General features: G+C 73.1%; 12 protein-coding genes. 6 read left to right on the forward strand and 6 right to left on the reverse strand.

All coding sequences use genetic code 11. The features are described 5' to 3' along the window. Positions 1 to 169: 169 nt before the first annotated feature. Positions 170 to 1,078 carry a TIR domain-containing protein gene (locus N4G63_RS00345; RefSeq protein WP_260789459.1) on the reverse strand — a complete coding sequence of 303 codons (909 nt, stop codon included), beginning with the start codon at positions 1,076 to 1,078 and terminating at the stop codon, positions 170 to 172. A 121-nt stretch (positions 1,079 to 1,199) separates the two neighbouring features. Here N4G63_RS00345 and N4G63_RS00350 point away from each other — a divergent pair, with 121 nt between their 5' ends. After that, the gene (locus N4G63_RS00350) at positions 1,200 to 2,378 is read left to right on the forward strand and encodes an MBL fold metallo-hydrolase (protein WP_260789458.1); all 1,179 of its coding nucleotides are present in this window, start codon (positions 1,200 to 1,202) and stop codon (positions 2,376 to 2,378) included. A 15-nt stretch (positions 2,379 to 2,393) separates the two neighbouring features. Here the strand turns inward: N4G63_RS00350 and N4G63_RS00355 are convergent, their stop codons facing one another. Both N4G63_RS00355 and N4G63_RS00360 read right to left on the reverse strand, forming a co-directional pair. Beyond that, positions 2,394 to 3,452 carry a Bug family tripartite tricarboxylate transporter substrate binding protein gene (locus N4G63_RS00355; protein WP_314599207.1) on the reverse strand — a complete coding sequence of 353 codons (1,059 nt, stop codon included), beginning with the start codon at positions 3,450 to 3,452 and terminating at the stop codon, positions 2,394 to 2,396. 122 nt (positions 3,453 to 3,574) lie between these two features. Continuing rightward, positions 3,575 to 4,411 (reverse strand): helix-turn-helix transcriptional regulator, encoded by an 837-nt coding sequence (locus N4G63_RS00360; RefSeq protein ID WP_260789456.1) that lies wholly within the window; start codon positions 4,409 to 4,411, stop codon positions 3,575 to 3,577. Positions 4,412 to 4,644: 233 nt separating this feature from the next. On the opposite strand from N4G63_RS00360, the gene N4G63_RS00365 reads away from it, so the two are divergent. Continuing rightward, on the forward strand, positions 4,645 to 5,172 hold the full coding sequence (locus N4G63_RS00365) for a DUF3237 domain-containing protein (RefSeq protein ID WP_314599208.1): 528 nt from the start codon (positions 4,645 to 4,647) through the stop codon (positions 5,170 to 5,172). A gap of 147 nt (positions 5,173 to 5,319) precedes the next feature. Beyond that, the gene (locus N4G63_RS00370; protein ID WP_260789453.1) at positions 5,320 to 5,841 is read left to right on the forward strand and encodes a tetratricopeptide repeat protein; all 522 of its coding nucleotides are present in this window, start codon (positions 5,320 to 5,322) and stop codon (positions 5,839 to 5,841) included. 23 nt (positions 5,842 to 5,864) lie between these two features. Here N4G63_RS00370 and N4G63_RS00375 read toward each other — a convergent pair whose 3' ends face one another. Beyond that, on the reverse strand, positions 5,865 to 6,617 hold the full coding sequence (locus tag N4G63_RS00375; RefSeq protein ID WP_260789452.1) for an SDR family oxidoreductase: 753 nt from the start codon (positions 6,615 to 6,617) through the stop codon (positions 5,865 to 5,867). Between the two features lie 119 nt (positions 6,618 to 6,736). Between N4G63_RS00375 and N4G63_RS00380 the strand changes: the two genes are divergently transcribed. The 3 genes from N4G63_RS00380 to N4G63_RS00390 are packed head-to-tail and all read left to right on the forward strand — an operon-like array spanning position 6,737 to position 9,463. Then, complete coding sequence (locus N4G63_RS00380; protein ID WP_260789451.1) at positions 6,737 to 7,792, forward strand: ABC transporter substrate-binding protein; 1,056 nt, start codon at positions 6,737 to 6,739, stop codon at positions 7,790 to 7,792. A gap of 10 nt (positions 7,793 to 7,802) precedes the next feature. Continuing rightward, entirely contained in the window at positions 7,803 to 8,627 is an 825-nt protein-coding gene (locus tag N4G63_RS00385; RefSeq protein WP_260789450.1) for an ABC transporter ATP-binding protein, read from the forward strand. Between the two features lie 8 nt (positions 8,628 to 8,635). Then, positions 8,636 to 9,463: an ABC transporter permease gene (locus N4G63_RS00390; protein ID WP_260789449.1), complete on the forward strand. Its 828-nt coding sequence runs from the start codon at positions 8,636 to 8,638 to the stop codon at positions 9,461 to 9,463. Positions 9,464 to 9,523: 60 nt separating this feature from the next. Here the strand turns inward: N4G63_RS00390 and N4G63_RS00395 are convergent, their stop codons facing one another. Further along, a complete protein-coding gene (locus tag N4G63_RS00395) occupies positions 9,524 to 11,050 on the reverse strand; it encodes a hypothetical protein (RefSeq protein ID WP_260789448.1) in 1,527 nt (508 codons plus the stop codon). Next, entirely contained in the window at positions 11,047 to 12,888 is a 1,842-nt protein-coding gene (locus N4G63_RS00400) for a cytochrome P450 family protein (RefSeq protein ID WP_260789447.1), read from the reverse strand. Before N4G63_RS00400 ends, N4G63_RS00395 begins: the two co-directional genes overlap by 4 nt. Positions 12,889 to 12,928 lie beyond the last annotated feature (40 nt).

Below are 12,928 nucleotides of genomic sequence, written 5' to 3' on the forward strand. Positions count from 1 at the left end.
AGGGAATGGTCTTTGGCCACGGTGCAACGGGGAGTTTGGGAAAACCCCGAGGCTCGTGAGCTGCCGTGACAGCGGTGTGACAGGCCGCCGGCACGGCGCGGCCGGCGCGAGGCCTTGAGCAACGCCCCGAGCGCTGCCCTGCGGCTGCCCTGCGCGCCGCGGCTGCCACTCACAGCGCCAGCGCAAAGCGGCGCAGCACCGGCTCGATCGGCCCGATGTCGGTCTTGTCGACCAGCGCCGCGTAGATGTCGCCGCCCAGGTCGGCCGGCAGCTTGGCGCCTTGCTCCAGCACCACCAGCACCCGGCTCTTGCCCTTGTGGGCGCTGAAAAAACCGGCCTCGAAGACCACGTTGTCGCGCGGCGCCGCATGGCCCTTGCCGCCCTTGCCCGACAGCAGGTCGTCCTTGGTGAACAGAAAGATGCCGGCGCCGCAGCGCTGCGAGGCCTGCTGGATCTGCTGCAGGATGCTGGTGGCCGGATCGAAGTCTTCGGCCCAGTCCAGCACGCGCAGGCCCAGCCCCGCCACCAGATGGGCCTTGATCGCCGCGGCCGGTGCGGCCGCGCTGCTGCAGTAGCCCAGAAACACGTCGCAGCGCGCGGCCAGGCGCTCGCGCCAGTAGCCGAACGGCACCTCGAAGCCCTGGCCGTCCAGCCAGTCGGGGCCGGGCTGCTGCGGAATGGTGCCGACATAGCCCTTGAAGCTGGCATCGAAGACCACGCGGCGCTGCACGCCGTCCTGCACCAGCGCCAGCAGCGGCAGGCCCAGCGTGTGGGCCAGGGCCCCTTCGTAATGGTTGAAGTCGGTGGCCAGCCACAGCGGCCGGGCGCCGTCATGCAGGCGCCAGCGGGCAAAGCCGAGCAGCACGCAGCCGTCGCAGCGGCGCATCACGTTTTCGCATTCGGTCGCGCTCCAGGCCTGCGAGGCGGCCACCGAGCGCGCGCCGCGCGGGTCGGTGAAGATTTCGGTGGTGTAGCCCAGCGCCTCGATGCGCGCCACGATGCCCCACTTGGTGGCGTTCTCGGCGTCGGTGAGCCAGTCGTCGGCGGGCAGGCTGACGAAGATGCGGCGGGTTTTCAAGCGGGTCTCCTGGGGCGGGGCGTGCGGCGTCGGGCATCGGCCCGCGGCGTGGGCAGGCACTGTATCGGGCGCCCCGGCGGCCGGGCCCGGTGCGCGCAGGCGGCGCTGGCATCATCGCGCCATGCACCTTGCTCCTGCCTGCCGCGCGGCCCGCCACCTGACCCTGAACCTGGCCCGCGGCGCGCAACGCCCGCTGGCAGCGCTGCTGGCGGCGCTGCTGGCCCAGACCGGCCTCGTGGCCACGGCGGCGGCCGCCGGCGAGGCCCGCGCCGCGGCCGCCGCGCCGGCACCCAGCCACCACCGCGCGCAAGGCTTCCAGAACAACGATGTCGAGTTCGCGCCCAAGAGCCTGCGCGACCTGATCGCCTGGAAGTGGCAGGCCCTGCGCGAGGGCCTGCCGCGCCCGCCGAGTGCGCCCACGCCGCAGGTGGCGCCCGACCTGGACTTCATCCACGCCAACGCGAAGGCCGGCGCCGCCATGCAACCGGCCGTGACCTGGATCGGCCATGCCACGGTGCTGGCCCAGCTGGGCGGGCTGAACGTGCTGACCGACCCGATCTTCTCGGAGCGCGCCTCGCCGCTGGGCTTTGCCGGCCCGAAGCGCCATGTGGCGCCGGGCCTCAGCCTGGCGCAGCTGCCGCATGTGCACCTGGTGGTGGTGTCGCACAACCACTACGACCACCAGGACGAACCCAGCCTGCGCGCGCTGGCCGCGCAGCCCGGCGGCTCACCGCTGTTTGTGGTGCCACTGGGCAACAAGGCCTGGTTCACCGCGCTGGGCCTGACCCACGTGGTCGAGCTCGACTGGTGGCAAAGCCACCGCCTGGGCGCCGTGGAGGTGGTGCTGACCCCCGTGCACCACTGGACGGCGCGCGGCCTGGGCGACCAGCTGGCCACGCTGTGGGGCGGCTATGCGCTGCTGGCGCCCGACTTCCACCTGTTTTTTGCCGGCGACACGGCCTACTCGAAGGACTTCTCGCGCATCCGCCAGCACTTGGCGGCGCGCCAGGGGGCGGTGGGCTTCGACCTGGCGGTGCTGCCCATCGGCGGCTACGAGCCGCGCTGGTTCATGGCCACGCAGCATGTGAACCCCGGCGAATCGGTGCAGATCCACCTCGACCTGGCGGCGCGCCAGTCGCTGGGCATGCACTGGGGCACCTTCGAGCTGACCGACGAACCGCTCGACGAGGCACCGCGCGCGCTGGCCCGCGCCCGCGCCGACAAGGGCCTGGCCGACACGGCGTTTTTTGTCACCGCCATCGGCGAGACGCGGCGGCTGGCGCGGCGTGGCGCGCCGTAGCGCGGCCGCGCCGGGTCAATCGCCCTTGAAGCCGGTGCTCTTGACCACCGCCGCCCAGCGCGCGGCCTCGCGCTGCAGCATGGCCTGGGCATCGGCGCGGCTGCTGGGGGTGACGCTGAATCCGGCATCGCCCAGCTTCTTCGCCACCTCGGGGTCGCGCAGCGCGGCCACGGTGGCGCGCTGCAGCTGGTCTTGCACGGCCGCCGGCGTGGCGGCCGGCACCAGCAGCGCAAACCAGGCGGCGAAATCGGCCTTGGGGTAGCCGGCCTCGGTGAAGGTGGGCACCTCGGGCAGCAGCGCCGAGCGCTCGGGCGCGGTAGTGGCCAGCGCGCGCATCTTGCCGCCCTTGACCTGGGCCATGGCCAGCGCGGTGGACACGAAGGCGCCCTTCACGTCGCCGGCGATGATGGCGGTGACCGCGTCGCCGGTGCTGCGGTAGTGGATGCTCTCGACGCCAAAACCGGCCAGGCTGCCGAACACCTCGGCCCCGAAGTGCCCCGGCGTGCCGGCGCCAAAGGTGCCGAAGTTGACCTTGTCCTTCTCGGCCTTGGCCGCCTTGACGAAATCGGCCACGCTGCGCTGCGGCGAGGTGACGGGCACCACCAGCACGAAGTCGGAGCGCACCACCTCGCTGATGGCCGCAAACTCCTTCAGCGGCTGGTAGGGCAGCTTGCCGAAGGCCGCCGGCGCGATGCTGATCGAGCCCACCTCGCCCAGCAGCAGCGTGGCGCCATCGGCCGCGCCCTTGGCCACCGCCTGCGCGGCGATCTGGCCGCCGGCGCCGGCGCGGTTGTCGATCGCCAGCGTGAGCTTCAGCTCATCACCCAGGCGCTGGCCCAGCGTGCGCGCCACCACATCGGGGCCTGAACCGGGCGGAAAGCCCACCACCAGCTTCACCGGCCCGGTGAGTGCCTGGGCCATCGCGGCCGGCGCCAGGCCCAGCGCGGCCGCCGCGGCCAGGCCGGCGCGCAGCAGCAGGCGGCGGGGGTGGCTGGCCGGGCAGGCGGTGGTCACGGCCGTGCTCAGGTCGGCGGCCAGGTCGGTGTTCAGGGGAGTGGACAGGGGGGCGGGCATGGCAGGGCTCCTCGGCAGGCAGGACGGGGCAACGATCGGCCGCCAGTCTGGCCGGCCGCGCGCCGGCGGCCTGTCATCCGAGAGGGCGACAGCCGGGCCGCGGCGGGGCCGGCCGTGCGCGGTCAGTGGCGCTGCCCGCTGGCCCAGGCAAACAGCTCGCTGCGAAAGTGCAGGCCCAGGCGGCCAAAGGCCCGCGCGCGGTAGGTCTTGACCGTGGCCACGGTGAGGCCCAGGTCGGCGGCGATGCCGTCGTAGCTCCAGCCGCGCAGCAGGCGCTCGCACACATCGAGCTCGCGCACGGTGAGCGCCGGACAGCGGGCCTGCAGCCGGGCGCGGGCGGCGGCCGCGGCCGCGTCGGCCGCCAGCGCGTGGCCCGGCGCCGGATCGACCAGGCGCGCCTGCAGGCGCAGGTGCTGGCGCACGCCGGCCAGCAGCAGCGGCGCCAGGCGGGCAAAACGCTCCTGCTCCACCGGCTCGAACACGCCCTGGCGCTCGTGGCGGTAGAGGTTGACGGCCAGCAGGCTGCCGTCGTCCTCGAGCGCGGCCACGCTCAGGCGCTCGAGCACGCCATGGCGCTGGTAGATGGCCTCGCGGTGGGCGCGGCTGGGCGCCTCGTCGGCGGCCATCTTCAGCACCAGCGGCGCGGCGGCGCCACGCTGGCGGCGCACGGCGTCAAAGCTCGCATCGCGGCGGTACAGGCCATCCAGATAGGCGGCAAAGCAGTCGCGCGTGGTGTCGGGCACGCCGCGCGCGGCCGAGCAGTGCAGCACCGGCGGCTGGCCGGTGCGCAGCCGGTACACCGACCACGAGCCGGCGCGCAGCGCGTGGTTCAGCCCCTCCAGCGCGCCGTGTGCAAAGCCGGGCTCGCCCAGCTGGCCGATCAGCGTGCCCAGGCAGGCCTGCTCGGGGCGGTCGAGCGCGGTGGCGGCGGCGGTGGGCGCGAGAGGCCAGGTGAGCATCGGCAGGCAGGCTGGGTGAGGGCGGTGGATTCGGGGCGGGCGTGCGCGGTGGCGGCGCCGGCCTGTCCGCCTCTGGGATGACAGCCCGCGGCGGCCGCAGGCGGCAGGCTGTCGGCCTGCGCACGGCGCGCCGATGCTAGGCGGCGCCGCCGGTGCCCGGCATCCAGACTGTCCCTGCCCCACACCGCCAGGCCCGGCCGCCAAGCCAGGCCCAACATCCACACCGCCGCGCCATGCCCATGACCCCGCCCGCCCCCCCGCACGATCTGCACGATCCGCAACAGCCGCACGACCCGTCCTTTGCGGCCGCCCCGGCGCTGCTGCCCTTCACCCGCATCCGCTGCGAGGTGGGCGCGCTGGTCACGCTGGGCGCCGGCCACCACGGCGAGCGCCGCTACGTGCCGCTGGGCGGCGGCACGGTGCGTGGCCCGGGCCTGAACGGGCGCGTGGTGGAAGGCGGCGTCGACTGGCAGGTGCGCCGCGCCGACGAGGTGCTGGAGATCGCCGCGCACTATGTGCTGCAGGCCGAGGACGGCGCGCTGATCGAGGTGCGCAGCGAGGGCTACCGCCACGGCCCGCCCGAGGTGATGGCGCGGCTGGCGCGTGGCGAGGCGGTGCCGCGCGAGGCCTACTACTTCCGCACCATCATGCGTTTTCAGACCGGCGCGCCGGCCTGGGCCCACCTGAACGGCCTGCTGGCGCTGGCGGTGGGCCAGCGCGAGGCCGACGCGGTGCTGCTGGATGTCTACCGCATCACCTGACACGGTGTGAATGACCCTGCTGCGCGGGCCCATGGCGACGCGGCGCCGGCAGGCCGCACCGGGACCGCTGTCCCATGGCCACCGCGGGCGCGGCGGCGCACACTGGCGGCCCGAGTCACCCTGCCGCCGCTGCCGCGCCCGCCTGCCATGAACACCCGACTTCCGCGCACCACATCGCCCTGGCTGCTGTCCCTGCTGCCATCCCTGCTGTCAGGGCTGCTGCTGGCCGCCGCGGCCGACAGCTTTGCCGCCGACACGCCGGCCGTCGCGCCGGTGCACGCCAGCCCGGCCGACAAGCTGGCCGTGGCCCGCACGCTGATCGCCGATGGCCGCTGGGCCGCGGCCATTGCCGAGCTGACGCGCGTGGACGAGCGCGCCAGTGCCGACTGGCACAACCTGATGGGCTACAGCCACCGCAAGGCCAGGCAGCCCGACCACGCCGCCGCCGAGCGCCACTACAACGAGGCCCTGCGCATCGACCCGCGCCACCGCGGCGCGCTGGAGTACTCGGGCGAGCTGTACCTGATGACCGGCCGGCTGCCGCTGGCCGAGGCGCGCCTGGCCACGCTGGATCAGCTGTGCACCCAGCCCTGCCCCGAGCAGGCCGAGTTGCGCCAGGCCATCGCCGCCCACAAGGCCAACGGCAACCGCCCGGTGCGGGCGCCCTGAGGCGCCCAGAGGCGACCGGCCGCTCAGCGCCCGCCGGCCACGTCGACGATGGCGCCGGTGGTGTAGCTGGCCTCGGCCGACAGCAGCCAGACGATGGCTGCGGCCACCTCGTCGGCCCGGCCGGGGCGCTGCATCGGGATGATGCCGGCCAGCTTGAACGCGCGTTCGGCGTCGCCGCTGTCGGCGTGGATGTCGGTGTCGGTGATGCCGGGGCGCACGGCGTTCACGCGCACGCCCTCGGCCGCCAGCTCGATGGCCAGGCCGTGGGTGAAGGTGTCGATGGCGCCCTTGCTGGCGGCATAGTCCACATACATGGCCGGCGAGCCCAGGCGGGCCGCGGCGCTGGACACATTGACGATGGCGCCGCCCGCGCCGCCATGGCGCGTGCTCATGCGGCGCACCGCCTCGCGCGCCACCACCAGCGCACCCACCACGTTGACGGCCATCATGCGCTGCAGGCGCGCGCTGCCCATCTCGTCGAGCCGGGCCTGGCGGTCCACGATGCCGGCGTTGTTGACCAGGCCGCCCAGCCGGCCCCACTCGGCGTCGATGCGGGCATACATCGCCAGCACCTGGTCCTCGTGGGCCACATCGGCCTGCAGCACCAGCGCGCGCTGCCCGGCGGCACGCACCTCGGCGGCCACGGCCTGGGCGGCGGCGGCGTCGCGGGCGTAGTTGATCACCACGTCCCAGCCGCGCTGCGCGGCCAGGCGGGCGGTGGCGGCGCCGATGCCGCGGCTGGCGCCGGTGATCAGCAGAACAGGGGCAGGGGTCATGGAGGCTCCGGCGGTGGCGCTGGGGAAAGCCCGCATCACCGATCTTAGGCGGGCACCCGGCCGCCCGGCGCCCACTGGTTACAGTGGGCGGCCCCCGTCACCCCATCCCCCGAGAGCCGATGTCCAAGATCCTGCGCCGCCATGTCCTCGCCCTGCCGCTGGCCGCGGCGCCGCTGCTGGGCGCCGTGCCCGCCGCCCGGGCCCAGGCGCCCGGACCGGCGCTCGAGAAGCCCCAGCTCACGCTGGCCGTGGGCGGCAAGAACCTGCTGTACTACCTGCCGCTGACCATCGCCGAGCAGCTGGGCTACTTCAAGGCCGAGGGCCTGGAGATCAAGATCGTCGACTTCGCCGGCGGCAGCCAGGCGCTGCGGGCGCTGGTGGGCGGCAGTGCCGATGTGGTGAGCGGTGCCTTCGAGCACACGGTCAACATGCAGCCCAAGGGGCAGAAGCTGCGCGCCATCGCACTGATGGGCCGCGCGCCGCAGATCGTGCTGGCCATCAACCCCAAGAGCCTGCCCGGCTTCAAGACCGTGGCCGACCTGAAGGGCAAGAAGATCGGCGTCACCGCGCCGGGCAGCAGCACCAACGTGATGACCAACTTCGTGCTCGCCAAGGCGGGCCTGAAGCCCGGCGACGTGAGCATCATCGGCGTGGGTGCCGGCAACGGCGCGGTGGCGGCGGTGCGCAGCGGCCAGGTCGACGCGATTGCCAACCTCGACCCGGTGATCTCGCTGCTCAGCCGCGGCAACGACATCCGCATCGTCAGCGACACGCGCATCGTGGCCGAGGCCGAGCGCGTGTTCGGCGGCCCGATGCCGGCCGGCTGCCTGTACGTGCCGCAGGCCTTCGTCGACAAGAACCCGCGCACCGTGCAGGCGCTGGCCAATGCCATCGTGCGCGCCAACCAGTGGATCCAGAAGGCCGGCCCCGGCGACATCATCAAGGCCGTGCCCGAGAGCTATCTGCTGGGCGACCGCGCGGTCTACCTCGACGCCTTCCTGGCCGCCAAGGGCGCGCTGTCGCCCGACGGCCTGTTTCCCGACAAGGGCCCCGAGACGGCGCTGCGCGCACTGGCCAGCATCGACCCCGAGATCGGCAAGGCCACGATCGACCTGAAGGCCGTCTACACCAATGATTTCGTGAAGGCCGCGCTGGCCAAGTACCCGCCCAAGTGAGCGGCCTGCCTTGACCGAAGCCTCCACACCGCCGGCCCTGCAGCTGGCCGACGCCAGCGTCACCTTCGTCTCGCGCGAGCAACCCGGCCAGCGCTACACCGCGGTGCAGGGCGTCTCGCTGGCCGTGGGCGCGGGCGAGTTCGTCTCGGTGGTGGGCCCCACCGGCTGCGGCAAGAGCACGCTGCTGAACCTGGCCGCCGGGCTGCTGGCGCCGTCCACCGGCACGGTGCAGGTGTTCGGCCAGCCGCTCGCGGGCATCAACGCGCGCGCCGGCTACATGTTCCAGGCCGAGAGCCTGATGCCCTGGCGCAGCGCCCTGGGCAATGTGATGGCGGGGCTCGAGTTCCGCGGCGTGCCGGCCGATCAGGCCCGCGTGCAGGCCGAAGACTGGCTGCGCCGCGTGGGCCTGGGCGCCTTTGGCGACCGCTACCCGCACCAGATGAGCGGCGGCATGCGCAAGCGCGCCAGCCTGGCCCAGACCCTGGTGCTCGACCCCGACATCATCCTGATGGACGAGCCCTTCTCGGCGCTGGACGTGCAGACCCGGCAGCTGATGGAAAACGAGGTGCTGGCGCTGTGGCAGGCGAAGAAGAAAGCCATTCTCTTCATCACGCATGACCTGGACGAAGCCATCGCCATGAGCGACCGCGTGGTGGTGATGAGCGCCGGCCCGGCCAGCCGGCCGATCGGCGAGTTCGCCATCGATCTCGCGCGTCCACGCGATGTCGCCGAGGTGCGCACCACGCCGGCCTTCATCGCCCTGCACCAGGCCATCTGGGCCGTGCTGAGGGACGAAGTGCTCAAGGGCTACCAGCAGCAATTGCAAGTGAAGTGAGCCGCAGCATGTGGGACGCGATCAAACCCAACCCCCGCAACCTGCGCGCCTGGCAGGTGGCCCTGCTGCTGGCCATCGTCGGCGCCTGGCACGTGCTCACCACGCCGGGCCTGCTGCCGCCGCTGTTCTTCAGCAACGACCAGCAGGCGGCCTTCTTCTTCGGCGAGCCGGTGAAGGTGGCGCAACGCATCTGGCGCTGGTTCGTGGCCGATGGCGACATCTACGGCCACCTCGGCGTGACCCTGATCGAGACCGTGCTGGCCTTTGCCATCGGCGCCGCCGCCGGCCTGGGCGGCGGCCTGTGGCTGGCGCTGCAGCCCATGGCCAGCGCGCTGCTCGAGCCCTACATCAAGGCCGCCAACTCGATGCCGCGCATCATCCTGGCGCCGATCTTCGCGGTGTGGTTCGGGCTGGGCATCGCCAGCAAGGTGGCGTTGGGCGTCACGCTGGTGTTCTTCATCGTCTTCTTCAACGTCTACCAGGGCGTGAAGGAGGTCAGCCCGGTGATCCTGGCCAACGCCCGCATGCTGGGCGCCAGCCCGCGCCAGCTGCTGCGCAGCGTGTACCTGCCCAGCGCCACCAGCTGGGTGTTCTCGAGCCTGCACACCAGCGTGGGCCTGGCCTTCGTGGGCGCGGTGGTGGGCGAGTACCTGGGCTCGGCCAGCGGCGTGGGCTACCTGATCCACCAGGCCGAGGGCGTGTTCGACATCAACACCGTGATGGCCGGCATCGTGGTGCTCACCGGCTTTGCGCTGGCGCTCGACGGCGCCGTGGGCCGGCTGGAGCGGCGCCTGCTGAAGTGGCAGCCGCGGGGCGGCGAGAGCGAGCGGCTTTGAGCCGCGGCACGCGGGCCGCGCAACACGGGCGGGCCGCTGGTGGCGCCCGGTCGGTGCCGGTCAAACGCCGCTGATGTCGCCTGCCGCCAGCGCCTGCAGCGCCGGCTGCGTGAGGTACAGCAGGTAGACCGTGCCGCGGGTGCTCACCATGGGCCGCAGGCCGGCCATGCGCCGCGCCGGCGTGCCCGGCGCGCCGGGCACTTCGAGCCAGGCGTTCGGGTCGTCGTGCTGGCCGATCAGCGGGTCTTTGGCGGTGCCGCGGTCGTTGGGGCCCAGCGGCTTGCGGTCGGCCCAGGCGCCCAGCAGGTGCTCGAACTGGTCTTCGAGGCTGGCGCAGAAGAACAGGCCCAGCAGGCCGCGCGGCTCGGTGTTGCGCCGGTCGTCGCGCGGGCTGGGCGTGAGCGCGGCGTCGGGCGTCCAGCGCGGGCCGTAGGGCATGCCGCGGCGCATCAGCGGGCGGCGCTTGTTCTGCACCAGCGGATCGCTGCGCGGGTTCATGCGCCGCAGGTGGCTGCCCATGGGGCAGCCTTCGCCGCGCGCATCGTCCTTGAAGTCGAAGCCGTTGTACAGGGCACCCGGCGCCGGGATACCGGCACCACCCGCCGGGCGGGTTGGCCAGCCGGCTTCGGACGGCCGGGCGCCCGGCTGGCTCGCTTCGGCAGCGTCCGCGCCAGGCGGGCGCATCAGCCGCCCGTCGCGCCAGCGGCCGCACCACTTGGCCATCACCCACTCGGGCGATTCACCCAACTGCTGCGCCAACTGCTGCGCCTGGGCGTGGAAGGCGTCTTCGTCCTGCGCCAGCTTGCGGTAGGCACCAAAGCTGGCGTGGCGGAAGAAGGCCGCTGCCGCGGGCGCCTCGGGCAGGCGCCAGGGGTTGGCGCCATCGTCGTTGGCATGGCCCAGCAGCAGCTCGCCGGGTGCATGGCGCGCCGGCTGTTGCGGCTTCTCGCGGTGCAGGCCCACGAAGCGCGGGTTGGAGATGCCGTCCACATAGCCGAAGTGCACGATGCGCTGGCCGGCCTCGTCGAACAGGTGCTGGCCGTCGCTGCGGCCGCTGTCCCAGCCGCCCAGGCCGTCGGCGCCGTCGAGCGCGCGCAGCGCCTGGGTGCGTTCGTCCAGCGCGTGCAGGGTGTCGGCCTGCAGCGACACCAGCAGGTGGGCCGTGCGGTGGCCGAAGGCCGGCTCCCAGTGCGGCGGTGCGTTGTCGCCGGTATCGCCCAGGCGGCGCGCGGCGCGCGGCACGGCGCCTTCGCTGAAGGCCGGCGCGTACTGGCGCAGCAGGGTCTGCAGCGGCGCCGGCAGGCCCAGCGCCTGCAGGCCGGCAAAGCTCAGGCCGATGTTCAGCGCAAAGCCCTGCGCCTCGCGCGGGGCGTAGGCGATCTCGCGCAGCGCCTCGATGCCCAGCCAGCCCTGGGCCAGCAGCGCCTGCAGCCAGCGGCGGGCGGCAGCGCCGTCGCTGATCTGCAGCAGCAGCTGGCGGCCGCGGCGGTAGCCGTAGCCATACACCGCCAGCTGCTGCACGCCGGCCTCGGCCGGCAGCGGCAGCCAGCCCGGCTGCAGCGCCGCCGGCCTGGACGGCGCGTTCACCGCGCCCTCTCTTTCAGGGCGTGGTGGATGTCGACCACCGGCGCGGCCGGGTAGGCGCTGTAGAAGTAGCCACCCACCGGCGCGGTGTTGTACTGCCGCGCCTTGGCCACGAAGGCCTCGGGATGGTCGGCCACCGGCAGCGGTGGCGCATCTTCCAGGTACTGGTAGATCGAGTCGAACAGCGGGCCCACGGTGCGCGAGAAGTGCTTGAGGTACTCGTCGAAGGCGCCGTCGAAGGCGGTGAACAGGCCCAGGCGGGTGTCGTTGTCGAGCAGCATGAACCAGGCGAAGTGCACATGCCGGGCTTCGTCGAGCTTCATCTCGATGCGCGGCGCGGCCACGGCGATGGTGGCCTTGAGCTTCTCGGCGTTTTCGGCCACCGGCGCCTTGATCTTCATGATCACGGCCAGCGGCTGCTGGGTGATGGCGCGGTCGCGGCTGTACTCCAGCATCAGCTTGTCGCAGCGAAAGCCCCAGGTCTTTTGCAGCGCGGCCGGCTCGCCGCTGTCGGTGTCGAGGCTGCGGGTGATGCCGGGCAGCATCAGCACGCGGCGCACGGTCTCGAGCACCAGCGGCAGCGCCAGGTAGGCGCCGATGCAGTCGTGCACATGCTGGGCGCCGGCATCGCCGCTGGCCGCGGCGCCGAAGATCAGCGGATCGCCGCGGTCGCCAAACTCGGCCGCGCGCGGCCGCGCCTCGCGGGTGCCGGCGCCGATGGCCAGCAACACCAGGCTGCCGGCCTTCAGCGTGCCCAGCGGCTGGCCGGCCTGGCTGAGGGGCAGGTCGCTGATGACCTGGCGCGGCAGAAACGCGGCCGGCGGGTTGTCGGCCAGCGCGTCGACGATGCGGCGCTGCAGCCGGCTGCGCTGCGGCGTGCCGGGCTGCGCGGCATGGGCCTCGGCGATGGCCTCGGTGAGCGCGCCCTGCGGTGCCGACATCAGGGCCTGCAGCGCGATGCTGACGCAGGCCTGCAGATTGCCGATGGTGCCGGCGATCAGCCCGCCCACCAGCGAGGCCTGCTCGGTGCCCGACAGCTCGCTGGGCTCGGCCACCAGGCGCGCGCACACCGGCTGGAAGTTCTTGAGCGCCTCGATGCCACGCGCCTGGCCGATGGCCGCCAGGTTGTGCTGCAGCTCGCGCACGTCGTCGGGCACCTCGCCGCGTGCGTAGTCGCCCAGCACCGCCACGCAGCGCTGCAGAAACAGCGCGCCCGACCGCTGCGCCGCCACCGGCACCGCGGGGTCGTAGCTGAAGTGCCGGCCGATGATCTGGTAGACCAGATGCTGGTAGCCGTAGCGCATGGCGGCTTCGAGGTACGGATGCTCGTGCAGCGGAAAGCCGAACAGCAGCGCCGCAAAGCGCAGGCCCACCTGCTCGGCCAGCGCGGCCGCGTCGAACCGGCGTTGCTTGAGCGGCAGCACCGCGGCAGCGCGCCAGGCAATGTCGATCAGCGCGGCCAGCTCGGCCGGCTGGTACTTCAGCAGGCGCTGCGCAAAGCCGCGCTGCATGGCGTGGGCCATGCCGTCGAGCCCCAGCATGAAGGTGCCGCTGCCCAGGGCCGCATAGGGCGCATTGCTGAAGTGGCGGTCGTCGCGCATGGCCTGGTCGATGTGCTCGCGCGCGGTGAGCAGCGTGACCGTCTGGTGGAAGGCCGGCACGGCGCCCGGCGCGGCGGGGTCGGGCGCGGCCTGGGCCATGCTTTGAAACTGCAGCAGCCGTGGCTCGCGCAGCAGCTGGGCATACAGCCCGGCGCGCGCCTCGTCACACGACAGCACCTGCAGCAGGCGCTGGTTGAACTGGAACGGCGTGAGCGTGCCGGGCGCGTCGAGGTCGAGCATCGTGGCTGGGACGTTGGCGTTGGCGTTGGCGTTGGCGTTG

Source organism: Aquabacterium sp. OR-4, assembly GCF_025290835.2.
Lineage (GTDB): Bacteria > Pseudomonadota > Gammaproteobacteria > Burkholderiales > Burkholderiaceae_C > Pseudaquabacterium.

Bases quoted from the DNA above. Each gene is read 5' to 3' on its own strand.
- N4G63_RS00350 (WP_260789458.1), top strand. From the start codon at position 1,200: ATGCACCTTGCTCCTGCCTGCCGCGCGGCCCGCCACCTGACCCTGAAC.
- N4G63_RS00355 (WP_314599207.1), bottom strand. From the start codon at position 3,452: ATGCCCGCCCCCCTGTCCACTCCCCTGAACACCGACCTGGCCGCCGAC.
- N4G63_RS00360 (WP_260789456.1), bottom strand. From the start codon at position 4,411: ATGCTCACCTGGCCTCTCGCGCCCACCGCCGCCGCCACCGCGCTCGAC.
- N4G63_RS00365 (WP_314599208.1), top strand. From the start codon at position 4,645: ATGCCCATGACCCCGCCCGCCCCCCCGCACGATCTGCACGATCCGCAA.
- N4G63_RS00370 (WP_260789453.1), top strand. From the start codon at position 5,320: ATGAACACCCGACTTCCGCGCACCACATCGCCCTGGCTGCTGTCCCTG.
- N4G63_RS00375 (WP_260789452.1), bottom strand. From the start codon at position 6,617: ATGACCCCTGCCCCTGTTCTGCTGATCACCGGCGCCAGCCGCGGCATC.
- N4G63_RS00380 (WP_260789451.1), top strand. From the start codon at position 6,737: ATGTCCAAGATCCTGCGCCGCCATGTCCTCGCCCTGCCGCTGGCCGCG.
- N4G63_RS00390 (WP_260789449.1), top strand. From the start codon at position 8,636: ATGTGGGACGCGATCAAACCCAACCCCCGCAACCTGCGCGCCTGGCAG.
- N4G63_RS00400 (WP_260789447.1), bottom strand. From the start codon at position 12,888: ATGCTCGACCTCGACGCGCCCGGCACGCTCACGCCGTTCCAGTTCAAC.